The organism is Deltaproteobacteria bacterium (assembly GCA_015233135.1).
GTDB lineage: Bacteria > UBA10199 > UBA10199 > JADFYH01 > JADFYH01 > JADFYH01.
In genome coordinates this window covers 1-22,253 of the sequence record JADFYH010000037.1, presented here as the reverse complement: position 1 = coordinate 22,253, position 22,253 = coordinate 1, and the positions used below count along the sequence as shown (strand labels likewise).

The window sequence follows — 22,253 nt, the reverse complement described above, 5'->3', positions numbered from 1 at the left end:
TCAAAATAATATTTTTAAACAAGAAGCGATTGACTTTAGAAAAGAAGAAGGCAAAGGGAAAAAAATAGAAATCAAGAAACTTCTCGCCTTATCAAAAAAAACTACCCCCAGTAATTAAATGCATCTTAATTAAAAAACTCACAACATTTGTTTGTTCATGCACCCCACTGTAAAAAAGTCATGACTTTTTTACAGTGGGGTGTAAGCAATGCCAATTATTGTATGGATCAGCGCTATTTGTGCGAGGGAAATCATGTCGTCTTTTCAAGACCTCTACAACTCCAAAAAGAAATCCACCCAAGAATTTATTTCTCTCATCCAAGGCAAAGATAGACTGGCTACCTCCATCGCTGCCGGGCAGCCCCGCACTTTGCTGAATGCCCTCAGTGACAAAACGGATATTGAGAATTTGGAAATTTTCACGGGGCTTTGTGCCTTTCCTTATCCTTTATTCACCCACGAAAAAGTAAAAGTGATTAGCGGTTATTATGGCCCCATCGAACGCATGCTGAACGACATGGGGGCCAATGTGGCCTACCTTCCCCTGGCCTTCAACGCCTTTGAAATTTTTGCCAAAAGCTTTAAGCCGCGAGTGGTGATGACTACACTTTCTGCTATGGATGAAAAAGGCCGGCTCAGTTTTGGCAGCAATGCCGAAGCGATCTATTGTCCTTTTATAGAGGCCTCCAAAGATAAATCGAGGCTCACTGTAGGTGAAATTAATCCGCAAATGCCTGTAGTTTATGGGCTTCGCGAGTTAGGGAATAATCAGATCTCGATTGAAGACCTGGATGTCGTAGTGGAAAGTGATCAGTCTCTTCTCGAGCTGCCCCCTGCAGAAATGAATGCCGCGGAAAAAAAGATTGCTGAGTTAGTGGTAAGCCTTTTGAAATCCGGCGACACCCTGCAGTTCGGAATTGGCGCCATCCCCAACGAAGTGGCGCGTTTGCTGTCTGAAAGCAGTTTGACAAATTTTGGCATTCATTCCGAACTGATCAGCGATGGTTTTGTGACGCTCATGGAATCGGGCAAGATCAGCAACACCCAAAAAGGCTTGCACGAGGGAAAATCGCTCTTCGCCTTTGCACTCGGATCCCAAAAACTTTATGAATGGCTCGATGAACGCAAAGGCCATAACCATGGCCGGGCCCTGGCAGCACCGGTCTCCTACGTCAACGATCCCCACATCATCGCCAAAAATCAGAACATGGCGAGTGTGAATTCGGGCTTTATGATTGATCTGTCCGGCCAAGTCTCCTCCGAGGCCATTGGTGAAAAACAATACAGCGGAGTGGGGGGGCAACTGAACTTTGTGCAAGGCGCCTTTCATAGCCCCGACGGACGAAGCATCCTCTGCATCAAATCGAGCGTAGAAATTGAAGGGAAACGTTATTCCAATATCGTCGAAGCTCTGCCCCCGGGTTCCATTATTTCCACCCCAAGGCATTACGCCCAATATATCGTCACCGAACAGGGCATCGCCAATTTATACGGTTTGACGGATGAAGAGCGCTGCTACGAACTTGTCAAAATTGCCCATCCAGATTTTAAGGAGGAGTTACTAAAGCAGGCGAGGGAGAGGGATAAGAATTATTATCATTCGAAACGATTAAGCTAACTTACTTTATTTGAGTTCCGTATTGACAAATGAGTATATCTAAATAGTATACACCATTATGTCCAAAGCCCTTTCTTTAAAATTAGAAGAAGATCTATTTCTTGAAACAGAAAAATTGCTAAAGGAAATTCAAATTCCAAGAAATACTTACATTAACAAAGCCGTCTCTTTCTTTAATCAATGTACCAAGAAAAAAATGATAAAGAAAAAATTAAAAAGAGAAGCCCTGCTCCTTCAATCCGATACCCGTGAGTTTTTGAAGGATTTTGAATTACTGGAAGACCTGCCCGAATGAAAATACGTCGAGGCTATCTTTATTCTGCAAATTTGGATCCCCGTTTTGGTAGCGAAGCAGGCAAGACAAGACCTGTTTTGGTTTTACAAACGGACGATCTCAACCCTTTTCATACTTCCACCCTCATCTGCCCCCTCACCACAAAAGTACGAAAAGAACTCGAATACACTCGAATTCACCTCAAGAAAGGTGAGGCAGGGCTTAGTCAAGAATCGGATATTATGTTGGATCAGATTCGAAGCATCGATAACAGGCGATTTAAAAAAGAAATCGGAAAACTCGATTCTAAAACTCTCATAGACATTGAAGAAAAAATAAAAATTCTTTTGGATTTTAAATACTGACTTGAGTTCCGCAGATTTTAGTAAGAAGCCACTCTGAAAAGTCCTCTCTCCCTTGAGGGGAGAGAGTCAGAGAGAGGGTGATCCTGAGTGCACTAGAAATACCCCTCACCCTGACCCTCTCCCTCAAGGGGAGAGGGGAAATGCTTTATAGATGGGTACTTGCCAAGAATGAGCAAAAAATGATTCTTAAAATCTGCAGAACTCAAGGTAAATCCTCGATACGATTCCCGACAAATGAGTTGACTAAAAACTAAATATGTCTACCATTAAGAGACATATTTGGAGATTATTATGAATGCCTCTATTCTGGATTTAAGATATAAAACAAAAAAAATACTCGAGGCCTTGAATAATCGTGAAGAAGTAAATCTACTTTATCACGGTAAACTCAAAGGGAAAATAATCCCTCTCCAAACCACTTCCGATCAGAAAATAAAGCAGCATCCTTTTTTTGGTATGCATAAAGACACCAAAGAAAGCGTAGAAGAGACGATGAAAAAATTAAGGGGAAAAAGATATCATGATCTTTGATACGGATATTCTTATTTGGGTACAGCGAGGTAACGAAAAAGCAGCTCATCTTTTAGATCTGGCAGAAAGAAAATTCATCTCGATTCAAACACTCATGGAATTACTTCAGGGTGCGCGCAACAAAGCAGAGCATCAAATTATTAAACTCTTATTGAGCCAGCAAAATTTCAGCACCCTTCCCTTAACTCAATCCATAGGCCATAGAGCCCTTGCTTACATCGAAGAATATTCACTGGCGTACGGTTTACTCAGTCAAGATGCGCTCATTGCCGCAACAGCAGCCGAGCATGGCCTGACCCTTGCCACAGGCAATTCAAAACATTTCAAATGCATAAAAGATATTCAGTTGAAGATCTTTAGACCCTAAGCTCATCGACACGCCTCTCGATACGCATCCAAATTTCTATTCTTCTTCATCGAATTAAAATTCATCGCATTGGCCTGAGGACAAAAATCGTTGATCGCCAGATTGTATTCCACATTGAACACCGCCTTCGCGGCATCCACGAAGGGATTCAGCAGAGCACATTCACCAAATTCAAAGCAACTTTCGTTGATGGCAAAATCGTAGTGCGGCAATAAATTAGCCACCTGGCTGATATCATTCTTCAGACCGATGGATAAACCCCGCACATGCGCAGCCTCTGCGATGGTCTGGTTGAATTGCAGTTGATCGTTCGCAGTCAGAGGAAAGCCAGTCGTGTTGGAATAGCCATCCATATTATCGGGCTCCACCGCGTCAAAGCCTTTCGCGTGGCACAAATCCAGGCGGGCTTCCAGAAGCGGAAGTAAAATATCCAGCCGCCGGATATCCAGCCAATTTTCACCGGGCCAACCATTGCCCAATCCTTTGACAGAAGCGGGAAACTGCGACGCATCGGGACGCCAATCTTCCCAGGTCCCCATGTCCATGTAGCAGACCACGTGTTTCCCTTGAGCATGAAGCTCGGCCACCAAGGCGGCATCCGTATCAAAACCATCCAGAGAAAAAATTTCTGCATTCACACTGGTATCGATGGGAAGACCGCTAAATTGCCATTGCCAGCTGGAGACTGGAGGCGGAATCCATCGCGTTGAAGAATCGGGAACAGGCGTTTGATTTGGCAGCGTCAGCACGAGGGCCTCGTAGTCCAAATCGGCATCGTCTTTGGCATTGTTTGATTGAAAGAGGATACTCAGCTGCCGCTTGCTGTTGATGTAATTCGTTGGCTTTCCACCAATTTGAAAATTGGCCATTTGCCAAATCCATGGGGCCGCAAAACCATTATCCCCAATACCAACCCATTTGCGTCCCACCCAATCGTAAATTTTCCAGCTCCAAGTCTGATAGTTTTTTTGAGGGCCTCTGTAATTGACTCTCAAGGCCAGGCCTTGAATTTGAGTAAGATCGACTGAAGCAGGAACGATGTAGGCGCGTTGCCCTTTGTAGATTGAATTTCCCGGTGTATAAAATTCAAGGTATTGATTCCAATCGTCCTGAGAACCGCTTTGATCCTGCATCGCAAGAGTGGAAACGGGCTGACCGCTCGTAGAGCCACTTTGAGTCGTATAGCTTTGAGGAGCAAGACTCAGCTCCGTGGCAAAGAGATTGGAATAAAATAGAAATAGAAAAAATGCAGACACAAGCCCCCTCAGACTGTATCGCCTCATATCGCCCCCCCTTTTTTTCGGTAAAGGCCCTCCAAGCCTTAACTGATAAAGTCTAGCGAAAGGACGACTTCATTAAAAGCCCTTTTCATCTTCTGAAAAACGAATATAAACTTGCTCAAAACCAGATTTAACAGAATAAAACATTAGGTTCTTCCTCTGTCACTTCTTCACAAAAAGCAGCAGAGAAGTGACAGAGGTCGATGGGGGTATCAGGGGGAGAGAGAATTCTCCACCTGAATTGAGCCTCACCACACGCTTTGCTGCGATGAGGCGGACTAGGGGGACCTAAAAATTTCATGGGTGCCGATATGCCTCAAATAGATAAAATCTGCATAACGCTGAAAAGTAACTCGAATGGACATACTGATACTGAATTCAAAAATGGGTGGGTCTTCTGAGTATCCCTGAACTCTTTTTATTCTCAAGCTGGAATGCGTGCTAAAAACAATTCGATCTTCTTTTTCGAGAGCTCCCGATTTTCTTTGGAGAGTTTTTTGAATTCTTTTTCAAAAGTACTGGAGGTTTGAATCACCATTTTCTCATAACCTCGACAAAGTCTTTTTCGCTCGCGTATTTCTTGGTTTTCTTTTTCCTGAGATCCAAACTTGCTTTTTGTTCTTTACTTTTCCACGATTTTGTATGGAAACCTTTTTGGGAGCTGGGAATAATTTCAACAGGAGCCACTTTTAAGGAGCCATCTTCTTCCAGACTGACATTTACAAATTGATTGGGATCAAAACCCAGCTTTCTAAATTTGGAAGGAATGGTCAATACACCATTTGCATTAATTTTCATTAGTTCTGTCTGCATAGGCACTCCCTGTAATTATTTATAACAAAATAATGAATCGTTAAAACATTACTGTCAAGATATAGAACATCACATGTGGATTGAACTCAAAAATTTCAAGCTCAAGACCTTGATTGGCGTCCATGAACAGGAACGCCAGACCTCTCAAGAATTAACGCTCAATCTCAAGATTAGAACGGATGCCCAAAAAGCCATTGTCTCCGACTCGATTACCGATACCCTGGATTACGAAAAGCTGCATCAGCAAATCCTCGAGCTCGCACAAAGAAGCCGTTATGCTTTACTGGAAAGCTTGGTACATCAAATTGAGCAATTGGTTTTGCAAGATCCAAAGGCCTTGGAGGTTTTAGTGGAAGTGGAAAAGCCAAATATTTTAAAAGATTGTGAAGCCATCCTTGTGAGAAATTAAGTATGACTAGTAATATAAAACCCCCTTTTTTCAGTATTGTGATTGCCACCTATAATCGTGCGCATCTTTTAGAGAGGGCGATCGAATCTGTTCTGAAACAAAGCTATAAAAACTGGGAACTCCTTGTAGTGGATGATGGATCCACTGATGAAACCTCAATCAAAATGAAAAAGTTTTTAGAACAAGATTCGAGAATCATTTTTCTACAGAAAACACACAGTGGTTTATCCGAAACCAGAAATTATGGTCTTCAAAAAGCCCGCGGAAAATGGATTTGTTTTTTGGATTCTGACGATCAATTCAAACCTCAACATCTCAAAGAAAATAAAAAAATAATTGATTCGGATTCAAAATTTCAGGTTCTCTATGGAAAAGTTGATGTTTATGGAAATCCATTCGTACCGGACAAAAACAATCTTTCTCAAAAAATTCATTTGGACAATTGTATTCATATTGGAGCACTTTTCATTTTAAGAAAAAAGTTAAGCGAAGTAGGTGGTTTTCCTGTGGTGAATTTTAGCGAAGACAGCGCCTTATTTGAAAAATTAGTAGAGCAAAAATTCTTAATGAAGAAAACTTTTTTAAAAACCTATTGGTACGACAGGACACAACCCGATTCCATCTGTAATAGGATACAAAATGCACAGCTTACGCAAAGAAAATAAAACCGCCCTCATCACAGGTGCAGGCCGCGGCATCGGCGCTGCGACTGCAGAACTTTTTGCCTCCAAAAATATCAATGTAATTTTAGTCAGCAAAACTGAGTTGGAACTAAAAAAAGTAGAAGCTAAAATCAAATCTCTTTATCCCAATATTCAAACTCTCATTTTCGCAGCAAATCTTGCAGAGGAAAACGAGGTGCTTTCCCTCTTTGAAACGATTCAGGTAAAATTCGGCAGCCTGGATATTCTGGTCAACAATGCCGGTTTATTTCGAGCTGCTCCCATCGAAGAGATGAGCCTCAAGCTTTGGCAGGAAGTCTTTGCAGTCAATGTGAATGCGATGTTCTTGTGTTCCCGCGAAGGCTTTAAGTTGATGAAGAATAATCAGGGGGGTGTCATTTTGAATATCAGTTCACTGGCAGGCATTCGAGGTCAAATCAAATTTCCGGGAACAGCCGCCTACGCCGCCAGCAAAAATGCGGTGATTGGCCTGACAGAAGTGATGGCGGTAGAAGGAAAACCCTACAATGTTCGTGTCAATTGCCTGGCACCGGGAGCAGTCAATACAAAGATGCTCAGAGAAGCAGCGCCTCATCTCTCTTCAAAAACAAATCCGGAAGACGTCGCTAAACTGATTGCCAATCTCTGTGAAGACTCGTCGGCGATTTTGAACGGATCGGTTTTGGAGGTGTTTAGCAATGAATAAAGAACTGGGGCTTCGAATGGGTACTCAAGATTTGAAATTTGCAGCAGCGCACATGACCTTGTTTCCCGATGGCAGCAAAGAACCTCTCCACGGCCATACCTATCATGTCAGTATCTCGGTCTATCTAAAAGATCATTCTTTTGAAAACATGGTGCCTTTTTCCGAAATCAAAACGGCTATCCGAAGGCTTTGCGAAAAGTGGCATCACAAACTTTTGCTTCCTCAAAATGCGGCAGCGTTTCAGATTATAAAAATCGGAAATGAGACGGAATTTACTCTCTGCAAAAAACACTACGTGATCCCCAGCGATGAAGTGGAACTCCTCCCTTGTAGCAACACCAGCACAGAAGACTTAGCCCTCGAGTTTTTGAAAAGACTTTTGAAAGAAGATATTTTCTTAAAAATAAAATCCAATCTTTCCAAAATAGAATTTAATTTAGACGAACTGCCTCACCAAGGGGCGCAGATCATTCAACGAGACTTCGAATGAATCTCAAAAATAAAAAAATCCTCATCACCGGAGCCGCAAAACGCATTGGCAAAAGCATTGCGATGGTCTGCGCTCAAAAAGGGGCCCATATTCTTTTGCATTATTATGCCTCAGAAAAAGAAGCGAAGAACACTCAGCAAGCAATTCTCAGATTGGGAAGCCCTTGTTCACTTTATCAAGCGAATCTCTGCAAATCGGAAGAAGTGAAAGATTTAATTCAGCAAATCCTTAAAACTGAAAAGCGGGTGGATGTTTTGATCAATAACGCCTCCCTTTTTTATCCAAAAACTTTGGAAGAAACCCAAAAAGACGACCTGGACGTTTTTCTTAACATCCACCTGAAAGCTCCATTTTTACTCGCTCAAACCTTTGGCCCCTTGATGAAAAAAAGAGGGGAAGGGCATATTTTGAATCTCATTGATGCCGGCATTTCCAATCCTCAGCCTCGTTATCTGGCTTATGCCTCCTCGAAAGCCGCCTTGCTTGCCTTTTCTCAAGGTCTGGCCAGAAGCCTGGCTCCGGAAGTGCAGGTAAACTGCATCTCTCCGGGACAAATTTTTGCACCAGAAAACTATAGCAAAAAAATGAAAGATCAAATTATCCAAAAAACTCTTCGTGAAAAATGGGCGGGCAGCGAAGAAATTTCCAGGATGGTCCTGTTTTTGTTGGAATCGGATTTCATTACAGGGCAGAATTTTTTCGTGGATGGGGCCTGAAAATCCCTTGTCTTGACCCTCTATCTTGATTTCGCTAGTCTCTCCGACCATGAAGAACTCCCCCTTAAATCACAGTTTATCTTCTCATTTTGCAGAGCTTTCAAAATTTGATTCTTCCAAAAAACTCAAACAATCGGCCCTCTATAAAAAGCTTTCCCCTGAAATTGAAAAGATTCTCACCGGTTTCGAAACCGGTCATTTCGCAAAGGAAGCTCCCTCCAAACCTTTCTATCGCGCTGTTTGCTGGAACGTCGAGCGAGGCATTGAGTTTGAGGGCATACTCCATACCCTGCAAAATCATCCTGTATTGAAGGAAGCCGATTTTTATTTAATTCCTGAAACCGATTTGGGAATGATTCGCTCGCAGAATAAAAATGTGGCCAAAGAATTGGCCAAGGCGCTTCAGATGAATTATTTTTTTGTGCCTACCTACATTAATTTATGCAAAGGCAATGGCGCCGAAGATCATTTTGAGGGAGAAAACGAACTTGCTTTGCATGGCAATGCCATTCTTTCCCGTTATTCCCTGGAAGATTTTTTTCTCATTCCTCTGCACAACAACAAAGATAAAATGAAGGGCAAAGAAAAACGCCTGGGCCATCAGCAAGCGCTTTGCTGTACAGTCCTTCTTCCCCAGAAAAAAATGCGCCTCGTCTGCGCCCACCTGGATGCCCATTCCAGCAAACGCCACCGCCGAGATCAGATGCGCACCATTTTAAAGGCCTTAGAAAAGCTGCCCAAAATGCCCACACTCTTTGGCGGAGATTTAAACACCACCACCTACAATTCCAGCAAAGCCCTCTGGGCTATCTATGGCTTTTGGGTACGCGTGGCCATGGGTGTGCGTTATGTGATTGCCAAACATTACCCCCATCCGGATAAATTATTTGAAAGAGGCCTTTTTAAAAGTCTGGAGCAACATGGCTTTCATTACAAAAACTGGAACGAACTGGGAGTTTGCACGCTGCATTACAGCATCGAAGACATCAAAAAAATAAAAAATTTAAAAGACATTATTCCCAATTGGTGTTTCAAATTTATCGATTGGGCCCTCAGCAAAAACAATGGCCGCTGCAGTTTCAAAATCGATTGGTTTGCAGCCAAAGATTTACAGCTTATTACCGAAGAGGCAGAGTTTAAAGATTATCCTCTCAAACCCAGCTCTCCTAAAGTAATTGATGGACTGACTTATCAAGGTCGGGAATGTAGCGATCACGATGCGATTGTGGTGGATTTTGCGCTATTTTAAAGGAGAATTAGCCTATGGCCCTCTTAAACTCAGAACCCCTAAATCTAGCCAGTCCCCTCCCCGCTTTCCATCTCAAAGATGCAGTGAGTGGACAAAACTTTGACCTCAATTCTTTCTCGGATAAAAAAGTATTGGTGATCCTTTTCATCTGCGCGCATTGCCCTTACGTTCAAGCCGTTGAAGATCGGCTCGTGGAACTTCGCAAGGATTATGAAGGACGCGGGGTTCAGCTGATCGGCATCTGCTCGAATGATGCCAGCGCTTACCCGGACGATAGCCCTGAAAATTTAAGAACAAGGGCCCTGGATTATAATTACGGTTTTCCTTACCTGATCGACGAAACCCAGGAAATTGCAAAAAACTTTGGCGCCGTCTGCACCCCTGATATTTTTGTCTACGGCCGGGACCGAAAACTCGCCTACCACGGCCGCATCGATGACAATTGGAAAGACGCCACACAAGCGAAACGCCACGAACTGCGTGAGGCCCTGGATGATTTATTGAGTGGCCATACTCCTCTTGCCCAACAAATGCCTTCCATGGGATGTTCCATCAAGTGGAAAACCTAAACGCTATCCAAAACCCTGAGCCAAATCCGCGGTGGCGGGTCGAAAAAATTTACACCGATACCGATTTGTTTTTTGAAGACATCTTACGCGCGATAGGGCTCGCCCAGCACTGGGTACGCGTTGAATTCTACATCTTTGAAAAAGGGGAATTGAGCGAAAGATTATTCTCTACCTTTCGGCAAGCCATACAAAGAGGAGTCAAAATAAAATTGATTATCGATGGGTTTGGCTGTTCCGAATGGAAAGCGGAAGACCTCAGAAAACTCGATGGCCAGAATATACAAACGCGTATTTATCGCCCTTTCCCCTGGATTCGAAAGCCTTCACAGCCCCTCAGCCATTTTCTGAAAGTTCACAAATTTGGGCGTTGGTTTAAATATCTTAATCGACGCAATCACCGCAAAACAGTCCTTATCGATGAGCATGCCCTTTTTAGCGGAAGCGCCAATCTCTCCTCAAAACATTTCAAGGCCCATCAGGGCTCAAGGGCCTGGCGAGACACTGGAGTTTACGTCGAGGGAGCTGAAATATTCAAGGCCATCGACGCCTTTGAGAAAGCCTGGCTAAGGGCTTGGAACCCCGATTTTCAAGATACGGAGCACTTGCTGGAAGACTGGTCTGTCTTGAGCATCAAAGCATCCAGAAAAAATCTTTCAAGCCTCATTCACCTCAACTACTACTCTTTTTTAAGACTTTTTTATTTCTACCGGCTCTTAAGGAAAATCGCCAAGGCCCAAAATAAAATCTGGATCACAAACGCCTATTTTATCCCCATGGGACGCCTCGCCCATTTTTTAAAGAAGGCAAAAAAAAGAGGCGTGGATATCAAAATACTCATCCCCTACAAAAGCGACCATAAAATAGCCCAATGGGTCTCCTCTCTATTAATGTGGCGCCTGGCCCGATGGGGAATAGAAATCTACGAATATCTCCCCAGTATTCTTCATGCAAAAACATTGATTATCGACAACTTTGCGATGATAGGCAGCAGCAATTTGAATTACCGCAGCGTTCGACACGATTTGGAAATTGATATTGCGGTGCAAAAAGCAGAATCGCTTGCCCTTTTAGAGAAACAATTTTTAGCGGATTTGCAACAGAGTAAAAAATTGAGCGCTCATCAGCGAAGTTTTAGGCGTTTTTTATTTTCGGGATTGGGAAAAGTTTTTCATTTTTTAAAGAGATGGATGTGAATTAATCCCCCTTAAACTCAGCCTTCCTCTTCTCCACAAAGGCCGTCACCCCTTCCGCAAAATCTTTTGTAGTGGAAGACCAGGCAATGGTATTTTTTTCCAAAGTAAGCTGAGCGGGAATGGAAATGCCCAAAGATTTATTCATCAGCCTTTTCATTTGGGCAAGGGTGCGAGTCGGACGAGTGGCAAGTTCCTGGGCGCAATCCATCAAGGCCTGATCAAACTCTTCTTCCTTCACCACCCGATTGACGATTCCCCATTCAAAGGCCTCTTGGGCAGAAAGCACTTTGCCCGTAAAAAACAGCTCGTTGGCCCGGTGAAATCCCACTAAGCGAGGGAGATAAAGGCTCGCACTTCCATTGGGTGTCAGTGCGATGTTGATAAAGGAGGCCGAGAGTCTGGCGGATTCGGAGGCCAAAATGAGGTCACAAGCCAGCGTCAACCCAAAGCCTGCTGCAAAGGCAGGGCCGTGAATACCGGCAATTACCGGTTTGGGCATTTGGCGAATGAGTAAAATGGCTTGATTCAATAAAGACGAAACCTTTTGAAACCCTTTATCGGCCCGGGGAAGCAGGCTGTGAAACATTTTCAGGTCGCCGCCTGCAGAAAAGGCCTTGCCTGCTCCACGGAGAATGACGGCACGAATTTTTTTATCGCTGGATACTTTTTGAAGGGCCACTCCCAACTGCGTGGCCAATTCGATATTAAAAGGATTTAACAAGTCCGGACGATTTAAACGAATTTCGGCCACCGCGTGTTGGACCTGAAGTTTGACTAAATCGAGCTTTATTTCTTTTTTTGATTTGGGCATAGAATGTCTCCGTGTATAAAGGTACAATCAGAATCAATGGCAAAATAAATAACAGGGCCTTTAGTTATGAAAAGAAAAACAAAATCCAAAAAAATATACAAATACACGGCTTTTTTTGAAAGAGAGGAAGAGGATGGAGGCTATACTGCTTATGTCCCAGCCCTTCCTGGCTGTGTTTCCCAGGGTGATAGCTTTGAAGAAGCACAAAAAATGATTAAAGACGCTATTCAATGTTACCTACAAGTTTTAGAAGAAGATGGAGACCCTATACCCAAAGAGAAAGATGAAATCATTACAGCACCTATATTTATTCCAGTTGCCATCTAGGATAACTCATGTCTTCCTCCTTCCCCCCTATAAAACCCAAACAGATAGTTAAAATTCTTGAGCGACAAGGTTTTATTTTGAGAAGAGTAAGTGGAAGCCATCATATTTTCAGACACCCACACACAAAGGTCATGGTTCCTGTTCCTATCCATGGGAATAAAGATCTTAAAAAAGGAACCCTAAGAAATATTCTCAAACAAGCAGGACTAAGCATTCATGATTTATTAACTCTTTTAAAGGAGACTTAAGAAGTATGCAACTCTCTCTTACAGCTGAAAAAATTGAAAAGGCCAATGTTGATTTAGTCATCCTTCCTCTCTTTGAAGGAAAAATTGAAAAAGGAAATAGCGCAGCCTTTGTAGATTCTATACTTGCTGGCCTGCTTTCAGACACTCTCAAAAAAGAGGAATTCAAAGGCAAACCAGGAGACATAAAAACCCTGCACACCCACTATAAAATCAAGGCGCCTTATGTCTTGGTGTTGGGTTTGGGTGAAATTAAAAAATTCAATCAGGAAACTTTACGAAAAGCCTGTGGAAAGGCAGTTGCCACAGCCGTCAGCTTAAAATCCAAAAAAATATTATTTCCTATCGCCGAATGTGTGCAGGAGCTTCTCCCTCTCGGTGAGGTCGTGCAAGCCGCATCCGAAGGCCTTTTGCTGGGCTCTTATCGTTTTGACGAATACAAATCCAAAAAAGAAGAGTCCTCAGGGCTGTCGGATATCCTCTATCTTCTGCCTGATCACAAAGTTCAAAAAGAAGCTCTAAAAGCCTTGCGCAAGGCCGAAATTTTAAGTGAAGCCGCCTGTTTTGCAAGACATTTGGTCAACACTCCTTCCGAAGACATGGCCCCCGAAATTTTGGGAAAACACGCTTTGAAAATCAAGGGCATTAAAACCCGCGTCTACAAACAGGCTGAATTAAAAAAACTGGGAATGGGTGGAATTGTTAACGTCGGCAAAGGCGCTAAAAATCCGCCGGTGCTCATCGAAATGATTTACAAACCCAAAGCAAAAGCCAAAAAAGTGATTGCCCTCATCGGCAAAGGCGTCACTTTTGATTCGGGTGGTCTCTCTCTAAAACCCCCCAAAAGCATGGAGACCATGAAAGACGACATGGCCGGGGCCGCAGCGTTGTTGGGCACCATGCAGGCCATCGCTCAACTTCAGCCTCAAGTGGAGGTGCACGCTTATGTTCCTAGCGCCGAGAACATGCCCGATGCGAATGCGATCCGTCCCGGGGATGTCATTAAAGCTTACAATGGCAAAACCGTCGAAGTGCTGAACACCGATGCCGAAGGCCGTCTCATTTTGATGGATGCCCTGGCTTTTGCGGCGGAAAAGAAACCCGATTTTATGGTCGATTTGGCCACCCTCACCGGCGCCTGCCTGGTTGCCGTGGGAGAACTCTACACCGCCATCCTGGGTACCGATAAAGAACACATCGAAAAACTGATCAGCAGTGGTAAAAAATGTGGGGAGCTGATTTGGGAATTGCCTTTGGTAGAAGAATACAAAGACGACATGAAAAGTAATATTGCCGATCTGCAAAACATTGGCGGGGCTTATGCAGGCTCGATTATGGGCGGACTCTTTCTGCAGGAATTTGTAGGCAAAACTCCCTGGGCCCACATGGATATCGCCGGCCCCAGCTGGGCAAACAAGCCTTGGGCCTACTGCCCCAAGGGTGGCACGGGAATTATGGTGAGAACTCTGTGTGAGTATTTGATGGGGTTTTAACTTCCGCCGTCATTGCTGCACTCGCAATGACAAAAAAACGAAATGAGCGTCTTTTATGCTCGTTCATCTCTATTTATTCACCATCGCTTTTCTTCTCATCACTGCGCTCATCTTTGTGCGCCCTATTCTCCCTGCCTTGGATCAACTGGTCTACGATATTAATCATGATTTTTTGTCGGATACCCATGTGAGCCTGATGAAGCAAGTGACTCATCTGGGAGATGGGGAAGTTTTTGTGGTCATTTGTCTTGTGATCGTTCTTTATTTTATTTTTCGGCAGCAAATTAAACAATCTGCAATTTGCGTGATCTGTGCCGCTGCTTTAAGACTTGGAAATCCTTTCCTCAAAGATTTTTTTAGTCGAGAAAGACCCGTCTCGACTGTCAGTGAAGCTACGGGCTTCAGCTATCCCTCTGGTCATGCAGCCAACATTGCTTTTTTGGGATTATTAATTTACTCCCTGTTAACTCCAAATCTTCAACAAGACTTTAAAACGCGACTGCTGATTAGTTTTATCATTTTTCTGGTAGGCCTTTCGCGTATTTCTCTCGAAGTGCATTGGTGCAGTGACGTGCTGGCCGGTTGGTGCCTGGGACTTATTTTAGGCTTGATTCATCTTCATCTTCAAAGGAAGGTGGAGGAATGCGATTAAAAAAAGAACAGATTCAAACCTTGGCCGACCGCGTGTTGGCTGAAATTCGTAAAGAACCTTCCATTCGCCTCAAGGCTGCTGAAGACAAAATAAAACATAAAATCATCGAACTCATCAGCAACGACTTTCTCAAAGAAGACAAACTGGATGAAGAAGTGAAAAAAATGATGGAGCAGTATAAAGCCCAAATTGCCGCCGGAAACATGGATGCGCAAAAGGTATTTCAGATGATCAAAAAGCAATTGGTGAAAGAAAGGAATCTGGTGCTATGAAACTCTCCGAAGACCGCCTCAGCCACCTGGCCCACCTGGTTTGCAACGGACTTTACAACTCAGACCTAGTCGATTACGACAGCGACGAAGCCGCCTTGAAGCTCATCAAAAAAACGATGACCACTTACCTAAATACCGACGACCAGATTGACGATGCCGTCCGTGCCAAGATTGCCACCCTCAAACGAGGGGTTTTTGAGGGATCGAGGGAATGGGAGATTATGTACCGGAAGTATTATGAGGAAGAGGCCCAAAAGAAGCGGTTTTAGGGTTTTGAAAAACGTTCACAGGTATGAACATTTTTATTGAAAAACGTTCATGCCTGTGAACAAATTACAGGATGTACTTTCAGCGCCATCTTTCAGAAGTTTTACTTCACTTTAAAGATAAAATTCTTTTTATTTCCGGACCCAGGCAATCCGGTAAAACCTCTCTCATTCGACATGATCTATTGCCCGATCTTGAATTGAACATGGATATTGCTCAGGATCGAATAATCTTCAAAAAATTTCCGGAAACTCTCCTCAATTGGTACGATGAAAATTACACGGAGAAGCATTCCAAAAGCAAAAAACCCCTGGTGTTTATTGATGAAATTCATAAAGTGAAAAATTGGCGTAATATTCTAAAAGGGTGTTTTGATAAAACGAGTCAGAAACTCCGCTTTGTTGCTTCAGGATCTTCTGCTTTTCATCTCAGAAAACAAGACCAGGGAGATAGTCTGGCAGGCAGAGCGATTTGGCTGAATCTCTTTCCCCTCTCCTTTAGAGAATATATCCGAAATCGCGCTCCGGAAATCAATTTAGAGAAAGCCTGGAAAGGAAAAAGCCCTCTCCTGGAAGCGATAAAATCTTATTTTCCCCATCAAAAAAAACTGAGAAAACTTTGGGAAGAATATTCACAATTTGGGAGTTTTCCGGAAAACCTTGATAATAGAGACCCCATTTTTCTGAAACAATGGCTTATCGATTATCAATCCGCTTTGCTGGATCGTGACTTAAAAGATTTACACGTGGGAAAAGATGTAGAACGTGTTTGGAATGTCTATGAACTGCTTTTAGAAAGCATCGGCTCTACTTATTCTCTTCGAAGCATCAGTGAAACTTTGAACATTTCTCCCAATACGGCCCAAAAAGATCTTCTTGCCCTCAAGCAGGTACTTTGGGGATTTGAAATTCCGGTTTGCGTCTTGTCCAAAGCAAAACAAATTCGAAAAGAAAAGAAATTTTACCCCATTGATTTTTGCTTTAATGATTATTCAAGTGAAAAAAACTCGGGCTCTCGATTTGAAAATCAAGTCGCCTGCTTATTATACCGGGGGCTCTATTCGGAAATAGGTGGAAGGCTAGCGCCCTTACAATTGGGGTTTTACCGGGATTACCAAAAACGGGAGGTAGATTTTGTCATTCGAGATAAAAGTAATATTTTTAGTGCCTTGGAATGTAAGATGAAACAAAAACATGCAAGTGATGCCTATCCCGCACTTCAAACAGTCAATGCCAAGGAAAATCTGGTCATACTTGAAGAAGAAGGGATTTTTGAAAAAAACAGAGAAATGTGGTCTGTCTCCATAGAACTGTTTGCCCCCTGTCTGGAATAGAGATCTGATCAAAACAACGGTCGGCACCATAAAAATTTTTCTTATTTCTCACCCCTCCCCTTGACAGAGCCAAACAAATACTTATATCACCCGCCGAACAGCAAAAATGCTGAATCTCTCTAACATTTTCATTTTAAGGAGGCCGTGATATGTCCAAAAAAATCAACATCCGTCCTCTTCGCGACCGTCTTATTGTCAGACGTATCTCCGAAGAGGAAAAGACCAAAGGTGGAATTATTATTCCTGATAGCGCCAAAGAAAAACCCCAGGAAGCCGAAGTGGTAGCCGTGGGCTCGGGCCGTGTCAGTGAGGATGGAAAGATAACCCCCCTCGAAATCAAGGTAGGGGATAAGGTTTTGTTTTCAAAATATGGTGGCAACGAAGTAAAAGTGGAAGGCGTGGAATACCTCATTTTACGTGAGGATGATATTCAGGCCATTGTTGGGTAATTATTTTTTTTATTATAATAAGGAGTATTTGATATGTCTAAAACACTCGTATTCGGCGAAAAAGCAAGGGCCTCCATCCTTCGTGGAGTCGATGTCCTGGCAGATGCCGTAAAAGTAACCTTGGGACCTCGTGGTCGCAACGTGGTTCTTGATAAAAGCTTCGGTTCTCCTTTGGTCACCAAAGATGGTGTTACCGTTGCCAAAGAAATTGAATTGGAAGACAAGTTTGAAAACATGGGCGCACAGATGGTAAAAGAAGTGGCCTCCAAAACCAGTGATATCGCTGGCGACGGAACCACCACCGCTACCGTATTGGCCCAATCCATTTTCCGTGAAGGGTCCAAAATGGTCGCTGCCGGTCATAATCCTATGGCTATCAAGCGCGGAATCGAAAAGGCCGTTGCCGCTTCCATCGAAGAACTCAAGAGGCTTTCCAAGCCCATCAAAGACAGAAAAGAAATTGCCCAAGTAGGCACCATTTCTGCCAACAGCGATGAAACCATTGGAACGATCTTGGCTGAAGCCATGGACAAGGTTGGTAAAGAAGGAGTCATCACCGTAGAAGAAGCCAAGAGTATGGACACCAGCCTGGATGTAGTCGAGGGAATGCAGTTTGATCGTGGCTATCTCTCCCCTTACTTTGTGACTGATGCTGAGCGAATGACCTGTACTTTGGAAAATCCTTACATCTTGATCCACGAAAAGAAGATCAGTTCCATGAAAGAGCTGCTTCCTGTGTTGGAAAATATTGCCAAGGTGGGAAAGCCTTTGGTGATCATTGCTGAAGATGTAGACGGTGAAGCCTTGGCCACCTTGGTAGTAAACAAACTCCGTGGAACCTTGCATGCCGCAGCCATTAAAGCTCCTGGCTTTGGGGACCGACGCAAGGCCATGTTGGAAGACATTGCCACCCTCACTGGTGGAAAATGCATCGCCGAAGAATTGGGTTTGAAACTTGAAAACCTGACCTTGAAAGAACTGGGCCGTGCAAAACGTGTCGTGATCGATAAAGACAATACCACCATCGTGGATGGTGCCGGTTCCAAGACCGACATTGAAGCCCGCGTAAAACAGATTCGCGCTCAAGTAGAAGATACCTCCAGCGACTATGACCGTGAAAAATTGCAGGAACGTCTTGCCAAATTGGTGGGCGGTGTTGCAGTCATTAACGTGGGAGCCTTCACTGAAACCGAAATGAAAGAAAAGAAAGCCCGCGTGGAAGACGCCTTGCACGCGACTCGTGCAGCGGTAGAAGAAGGCATAGTCCCTGGAGGCGGTGTCGCCTTGATTCGTTGTATTTCAGCCATCGACAAGCTGAAAGTAGCTGCGGACGAACAAGTAGGCGTCAATATCATCCGTCGTGCCTTGGAAGAGCCTGCCCGTCAGATTTCTGAAAATGCCGGTGTCGAAGGCGCCATCATTGTGGATGAAATTAAGAAGAACAAAGGGGCCTATGGATACAATGCCTCAAAAGATAAATTCGAAGATCTAATCGAAGCGGGAATTATTGATCCGACCAAAGTAACCCGTAACGCCTTGCAAAACGCAGCCTCCGTAGCTTCGTTGATGCTCACCACAGAAGCCCTTATCGCCGATAAACCTGACGATAAGAAAGACTCTGCCGCCGCAGGCATGCCGCATGGTGGCATGGGCGGAATGGGTGGCATGGGCGGAATGATGTAATTGCCCTTGTAGCCCTAATCTTTAAAAACAGGGGCGCCAGTTGCCCCTGTTTTTTTTTGCAGTTTTTCATGAAAAAGGCGCCTCGATGTGATCGAAGCGCCTTTTTTGTTCTCTCTCCTGTTTCCGTGAAACCAGTCCCTTACTCGATCCCTCTTCCTGAATTCACAGAAAAAGAGACCCGAAGGAAGAGTAAGGGAATCATCCATAATGCATAATGGACGAAAATACTCCATTCCGAACCTATTTCCCACTCATGAACTAGTACGGTAAAGCCGGAAACTTCTAAAGACGTTTGTGAAAATTTGTTTAGAGGCTAAGTTTACTCAAACAATTTTTAACAATAAGAAGCGGTTATTAAAAAAATCCTAACTCGCCGCGTTATTTTTTTCTGCTCAAAAGAAGCTTCTCCAGTGTTGACAGCCATTACTTTTCACCGTTAGAGACTCTCTTCAAGACTTCTATTTTTAAATTCTTTTTTTGAGTGGAGGCATTCATGAAAAAGGCTCTTTTGTCTTTTGCGACTCTTGGTTTACTTGCCAGTAGCAGCATCGCCCATGCAATCGATTTTTCCGCCCATGGCTACTACCGCCTGCAGGGGGAATATTCAAACAATCTTGATCTTCAAAGTCCTTCCGATATCCATCAAGGAACCCAGGGTGATAACGATCGTTTCAGAAGCATCACTTATGGACAACAACGGTTTCGCATCGATCCAGCTCTCAAGATTAGCGACAACATTTCTTTTCATGGTCAAATTGATCTTTTAGACAATGTTATTTTCGGAAAAAGTGACACCCGACAGCTCACCGTCTATAACCCTCTGGCGGGTACTCTTAGCGTTCCCGGTGCCAGTGGGGCCTTTGGTGTTACCGGAGGAAGTGGTGGCGATCCTACGACGGGTGGTGGCGGTAACGTGAATGTGCGTCGCCTCTACGTCGACTTACTCACCCCCATGGGAAAATTCAGATTGGGAAGACAAGGCTCTCACTGGGGTTTAGGTATTCTGCAGAATGACGGAAATGATCGGGATGCCAACTTTGGGGATACTTTCGATCGCTTCCTCTATATTGGAAAGCTGGACTTCAAAGATGGTTCCGATCTGGCTTTTGCGACCTCCATCGATTTTGCTTACAACAGCAACAACAATCCGGCCATGGGCGGTTTGGAGAGAGGCACCACCGGCTCAGCCCACGACACTTATCAATTTTCCCAGGTTCTTTTGTATCAACGCCCCACCTTCGAATTTGGGGTGGTCGGGGGATTACGCTTTAGAAATGGGACGGGAAACTTTAGTGCGGCCTTGGACTCTACCGGTGCAACGGTGCCTGGCGCCAAAGATGGAGACACACGCACTTACTTTATTGATGCCTACAGTAAATGGCAACACGATTGGCTGACGATCAAGGGGGAATATGTTTACTTGGGCGGAAAATTTTCTCCGGGGATTTGCATCAATGGAACCCAGTTTCCAAACACTGGCACGACCATTTCTCCCTTTTGCTTAAGTGACACAAAAGATCTTTCTGTCAGCATGGGCGCCTTGGAAGCCGAAGCTAAATTTAACCAAGAGGAAATAAAACTCATTTCGGGTTATGCGCAAGGCGACGCCTCCCCCCTTTCTTCTAAAATTACCCAATTTGGTTTCAGGCCCGATTACCATATCGGACTCATGATGTTCCAAATGCCCCTGGGCACCTCTCCCGCCATTCAAGTCGCAGGAGTAACGCGGGCCGGGAATAATCCCATCACCTCCAATTATGTAAACAACGCTGTTTATGTGGGCCTTACTTATAAACATCGCTTTGACCTGGCCGATTACATCCCCCAAGCACAATGGCTCAAGCTAGGAGCTCATGTGGTTACCGCCTGGGCACCTTCCAGAACCTTCGACTATAATTTTGCAGAATTGACCGGGGTCGGCAGCCTGCCTCATGTCTACAACGACAGTCGCTGGTATGGAGTAGAAACTGATTTACTCGTAGAAGCCCGTTTTTTTGATCATGTATACTGGAATTTGACCGGTGGGGTGATGTTACCCGGCGCAGCCTACAACATTAAGAACGACGATTTGGCCAATGCCTCACTCACTGGCAGCCCGATGAATTCCATTATTTTTGATCCGGCGAATGTCGCTTTTGCAGTACGTTCTACTTTAATGTTTGAATTTTAAGAGTTGGAAGATTGACAAAATTAAACTCCTTTGAGTACAAGGCTGCTTCGATCTTTGAAGAAAATTTTTAGTATAATTATTCCGGCTTAGCTCAGTCGGTAGAGCAAGCGGCTGTAAAATATGCAGCTTTCTACCGTAAGGTAGATTGAAAAAGTGGGTGAATTCAGGGAACCCTAAATTCTTTGCCAAAGAATATGGCAACCCTGAGCCAAGTCTTCTGATTTAATAGGCAGGAGAAAGGTGCAGAGACTAGAGAGTGACGAAAGAATAACCTCTCCAAATTCATCGTATTGATGAAGGGAGCGCCCGCCATCCCATGAAATTGGGATGATGAGATAGTCCAGGCCATTGTGAAAGCAGTGGAAAAACTGTAACCGCTAGGTCGCTGGTTCGAGTCCAGCAGCCGGAGTTTCCGAATAAAAAGCTGTTCCGATTTTTTCGGAATGGCTTTTTTATTTTTCCAATAATTTTTCCTCCGTCAATAATTTATCTTGTATATAGGTTAAAAGGGTTAAAGTTTAAAAATTCGAGTCCTCGGAAACGGCAACCACAACGGCACGAAACCCGATATCAACGTTGCATACATCAGGTTCGGTGATGTCCCGATTGGCCGCCCGCGCGCCCCTGTCATTATTGCTGCCCCAGGAAATGCCACGCAGCTCTCTTGAACCATCTATAGGCCTAGAAGGGCGATATTCAAGCCTTGGCCCTCTTTTATACCAACCATTGCACCATTCCCATACTCCGTTAATTCTTACCCCTAAGGGATTCACTGGAACGGCATCCACATCCTTCGGGCCTTTGTTATAGGGTCTAGCAAAATCGGCATTGCTCTCGTTAGGTAGATTTCCGTCACTCGTCCCATATTTAAAATTGCGGCATTGTTTTGTTTGAGGATCAATCCCCCCTCGTCTCACAAATTCAGCCTCTGCGGCACTGGGCAGGCGACCAGGTCGTCCTGTGAGCTTTCGACCTATAAAATCTGCAATACTCAAGGCCTCCGCCCATCTTAAATTCGTGGCGGGTTGATTGGGTTTGTCTACTCTGGAATCAAGGGTTCTATCGGTAGGTCTTACCCTCACTACTTGTAAGCCATTGGGGTTTTCTGCAGGATTTTCTTTCGAATAAAGGCTGGTCTCGAAGATCTTATCCCTGAAATAATCATTATGCTGCTGGCCACCACTCGTCTCGTAATTCAACTCGGGTATTCTTAGTTCTCCTGCTGAAATTTGTGCAGCCGCTGCGTCTGCCTCTTCTTGGCTTGCAAAGCGTCCTACGATCCAGCAATAAGGATTCTTTTTTTCAGTTC

Annotated in this window: 27 protein-coding genes; 23 read left to right on the top strand and 4 right to left on the bottom strand. The window is 44.1% G+C overall.

Features of this window, described 5'->3' with window-relative positions:
* The first annotated feature begins 208 nt into the window (after window positions 1–208).
* From HQM15_10670 to HQM15_10650, 5 genes are all read left to right on the top strand, one after another.
* Window positions 209–1,618: a hypothetical protein gene (locus HQM15_10670; protein MBF0493229.1), complete on the top strand. Its 1,410-nt coding sequence runs from the start codon at window positions 209–211 to the stop codon at window positions 1,616–1,618.
* A gap of 58 nt (window positions 1,619–1,676) precedes the next feature.
* Window positions 1,677–1,913 carry a hypothetical protein gene (locus HQM15_10665; protein MBF0493228.1) on the top strand — a complete coding sequence of 79 codons (237 nt, stop codon included), beginning with the start codon at window positions 1,677–1,679 and terminating at the stop codon, window positions 1,911–1,913.
* A complete protein-coding gene (locus HQM15_10660; protein MBF0493227.1) occupies window positions 1,910–2,257 on the top strand; it encodes a type II toxin-antitoxin system PemK/MazF family toxin in 348 nt (115 codons plus the stop codon). Before HQM15_10665 ends, HQM15_10660 begins: the two co-directional genes overlap by 4 nt.
* A gap of 291 nt (window positions 2,258–2,548) precedes the next feature.
* Window positions 2,549–2,788 (top strand): type II toxin-antitoxin system Phd/YefM family antitoxin, encoded by a 240-nt coding sequence (locus HQM15_10655; GenBank protein MBF0493226.1) that lies wholly within the window; start codon window positions 2,549–2,551, stop codon window positions 2,786–2,788.
* Window positions 2,778–3,155: a type II toxin-antitoxin system VapC family toxin gene (locus tag HQM15_10650; protein MBF0493225.1), complete on the top strand. Its 378-nt coding sequence runs from the start codon at window positions 2,778–2,780 to the stop codon at window positions 3,153–3,155. Before HQM15_10655 ends, HQM15_10650 begins: the two co-directional genes overlap by 11 nt.
* Window positions 3,156–3,157: 2 nt before the next feature.
* Here HQM15_10650 and HQM15_10645 read toward each other — a convergent pair whose 3' ends face one another.
* On the bottom strand, window positions 3,158–4,438 hold the full coding sequence (locus HQM15_10645) for an endo alpha-1,4 polygalactosaminidase (protein MBF0493224.1): 1,281 nt from the start codon (window positions 4,436–4,438) through the stop codon (window positions 3,158–3,160).
* Window positions 4,439–4,966: 528 nt separating this feature from the next.
* A complete protein-coding gene (locus HQM15_10640) occupies window positions 4,967–5,248 on the bottom strand; it encodes a hypothetical protein (GenBank protein ID MBF0493223.1) in 282 nt (93 codons plus the stop codon).
* Window positions 5,249–5,321: 73 nt separating this feature from the next.
* Between HQM15_10640 and HQM15_10635 the strand changes: the two genes are divergently transcribed.
* The 8 genes from HQM15_10635 to HQM15_10600 are packed head-to-tail and all read left to right on the top strand — an operon-like array spanning window position 5,322 to window position 11,242.
* A complete protein-coding gene (locus HQM15_10635; GenBank protein MBF0493222.1) occupies window positions 5,322–5,657 on the top strand; it encodes a dihydroneopterin aldolase in 336 nt (111 codons plus the stop codon).
* A 2-nt stretch (window positions 5,658–5,659) separates the two neighbouring features.
* Window positions 5,660–6,322 carry a glycosyltransferase family 2 protein gene (locus tag HQM15_10630; GenBank protein ID MBF0493221.1) on the top strand — a complete coding sequence of 221 codons (663 nt, stop codon included), beginning with the start codon at window positions 5,660–5,662 and terminating at the stop codon, window positions 6,320–6,322.
* Window positions 6,297–7,025, top strand: coding sequence for an SDR family oxidoreductase (locus HQM15_10625; GenBank protein ID MBF0493220.1), 729 nt, complete (start codon window positions 6,297–6,299; stop codon window positions 7,023–7,025). The genes HQM15_10630 and HQM15_10625 overlap by 26 nt, the downstream gene beginning before the upstream one ends.
* Window positions 7,018–7,515, top strand: a complete 498-nt coding sequence (locus HQM15_10620) for a 6-carboxytetrahydropterin synthase (protein ID MBF0493219.1) — start codon at window positions 7,018–7,020, stop codon at window positions 7,513–7,515. The genes HQM15_10625 and HQM15_10620 overlap by 8 nt, the downstream gene beginning before the upstream one ends.
* Entirely contained in the window at window positions 7,512–8,231 is a 720-nt protein-coding gene (locus HQM15_10615; GenBank protein ID MBF0493218.1) for an SDR family oxidoreductase, read from the top strand. Before HQM15_10620 ends, HQM15_10615 begins: the two co-directional genes overlap by 4 nt.
* A gap of 49 nt (window positions 8,232–8,280) precedes the next feature.
* Complete coding sequence (locus HQM15_10610) at window positions 8,281–9,480, top strand: hypothetical protein (protein MBF0493217.1); 1,200 nt, start codon at window positions 8,281–8,283, stop codon at window positions 9,478–9,480.
* Window positions 9,481–9,494: 14 nt separating this feature from the next.
* The gene (locus tag HQM15_10605; protein MBF0493216.1) at window positions 9,495–10,049 is read left to right on the top strand and encodes a thioredoxin family protein; all 555 of its coding nucleotides are present in this window, start codon (window positions 9,495–9,497) and stop codon (window positions 10,047–10,049) included.
* Entirely contained in the window at window positions 10,037–11,242 is a 1,206-nt protein-coding gene (locus HQM15_10600) for a hypothetical protein (protein MBF0493215.1), read from the top strand. Before HQM15_10605 ends, HQM15_10600 begins: the two co-directional genes overlap by 13 nt.
* A gap of 1 nt (window position 11,243) precedes the next feature.
* Here HQM15_10600 and HQM15_10595 read toward each other — a convergent pair whose 3' ends face one another.
* A complete protein-coding gene (locus tag HQM15_10595) occupies window positions 11,244–12,053 on the bottom strand; it encodes an enoyl-CoA hydratase/isomerase family protein (protein ID MBF0493214.1) in 810 nt (269 codons plus the stop codon).
* 66 nt (window positions 12,054–12,119) lie between these two features.
* On the opposite strand from HQM15_10595, the gene HQM15_10590 reads away from it, so the two are divergent.
* The 10 genes from HQM15_10590 (at window position 12,120) to HQM15_10545 (ending at window position 20,944) form a co-directional block, all read left to right on the top strand.
* Complete coding sequence (locus tag HQM15_10590) at window positions 12,120–12,380, top strand: type II toxin-antitoxin system HicB family antitoxin (protein MBF0493213.1); 261 nt, start codon at window positions 12,120–12,122, stop codon at window positions 12,378–12,380.
* A gap of 8 nt (window positions 12,381–12,388) precedes the next feature.
* Complete coding sequence (locus HQM15_10585) at window positions 12,389–12,628, top strand: type II toxin-antitoxin system HicA family toxin (GenBank protein MBF0493212.1); 240 nt, start codon at window positions 12,389–12,391, stop codon at window positions 12,626–12,628.
* 5 nt (window positions 12,629–12,633) lie between these two features.
* On the top strand, window positions 12,634–14,118 hold the full coding sequence (locus HQM15_10580; protein MBF0493211.1) for a leucyl aminopeptidase: 1,485 nt from the start codon (window positions 12,634–12,636) through the stop codon (window positions 14,116–14,118).
* A 55-nt stretch (window positions 14,119–14,173) separates the two neighbouring features.
* On the top strand, window positions 14,174–14,770 hold the full coding sequence (locus HQM15_10575; protein ID MBF0493210.1) for a phosphatase PAP2 family protein: 597 nt from the start codon (window positions 14,174–14,176) through the stop codon (window positions 14,768–14,770).
* On the top strand, window positions 14,761–15,042 hold the full coding sequence (locus HQM15_10570) for a DUF507 family protein (GenBank protein MBF0493209.1): 282 nt from the start codon (window positions 14,761–14,763) through the stop codon (window positions 15,040–15,042). Before HQM15_10575 ends, HQM15_10570 begins: the two co-directional genes overlap by 10 nt.
* A complete protein-coding gene (locus HQM15_10565) occupies window positions 15,039–15,311 on the top strand; it encodes a DUF507 family protein (GenBank protein MBF0493208.1) in 273 nt (90 codons plus the stop codon). Before HQM15_10570 ends, HQM15_10565 begins: the two co-directional genes overlap by 4 nt.
* A 71-nt stretch (window positions 15,312–15,382) precedes the next feature.
* A complete protein-coding gene (locus tag HQM15_10560; protein MBF0493207.1) occupies window positions 15,383–16,642 on the top strand; it encodes an ATP-binding protein in 1,260 nt (419 codons plus the stop codon).
* A 161-nt stretch (window positions 16,643–16,803) separates the two neighbouring features.
* Entirely contained in the window at window positions 16,804–17,091 is a 288-nt protein-coding gene (gene groES, locus HQM15_10555; GenBank protein MBF0493206.1) for a co-chaperone GroES, read from the top strand.
* A 33-nt stretch (window positions 17,092–17,124) separates the two neighbouring features.
* Complete coding sequence (gene groL, locus HQM15_10550; GenBank protein ID MBF0493205.1) at window positions 17,125–18,774, top strand: chaperonin GroEL; 1,650 nt, start codon at window positions 17,125–17,127, stop codon at window positions 18,772–18,774.
* A gap of 493 nt (window positions 18,775–19,267) precedes the next feature.
* The gene (locus tag HQM15_10545) at window positions 19,268–20,944 is read left to right on the top strand and encodes a hypothetical protein (protein MBF0493204.1); all 1,677 of its coding nucleotides are present in this window, start codon (window positions 19,268–19,270) and stop codon (window positions 20,942–20,944) included.
* 518 nt (window positions 20,945–21,462) lie between these two features.
* Here the strand turns inward: HQM15_10545 and HQM15_10540 are convergent.
* Window positions 21,463–22,253: SUMF1/EgtB/PvdO family nonheme iron enzyme (locus tag HQM15_10540; GenBank protein ID MBF0493203.1), on the bottom strand; the 791-nt coding region annotated here is incomplete at its 5' end.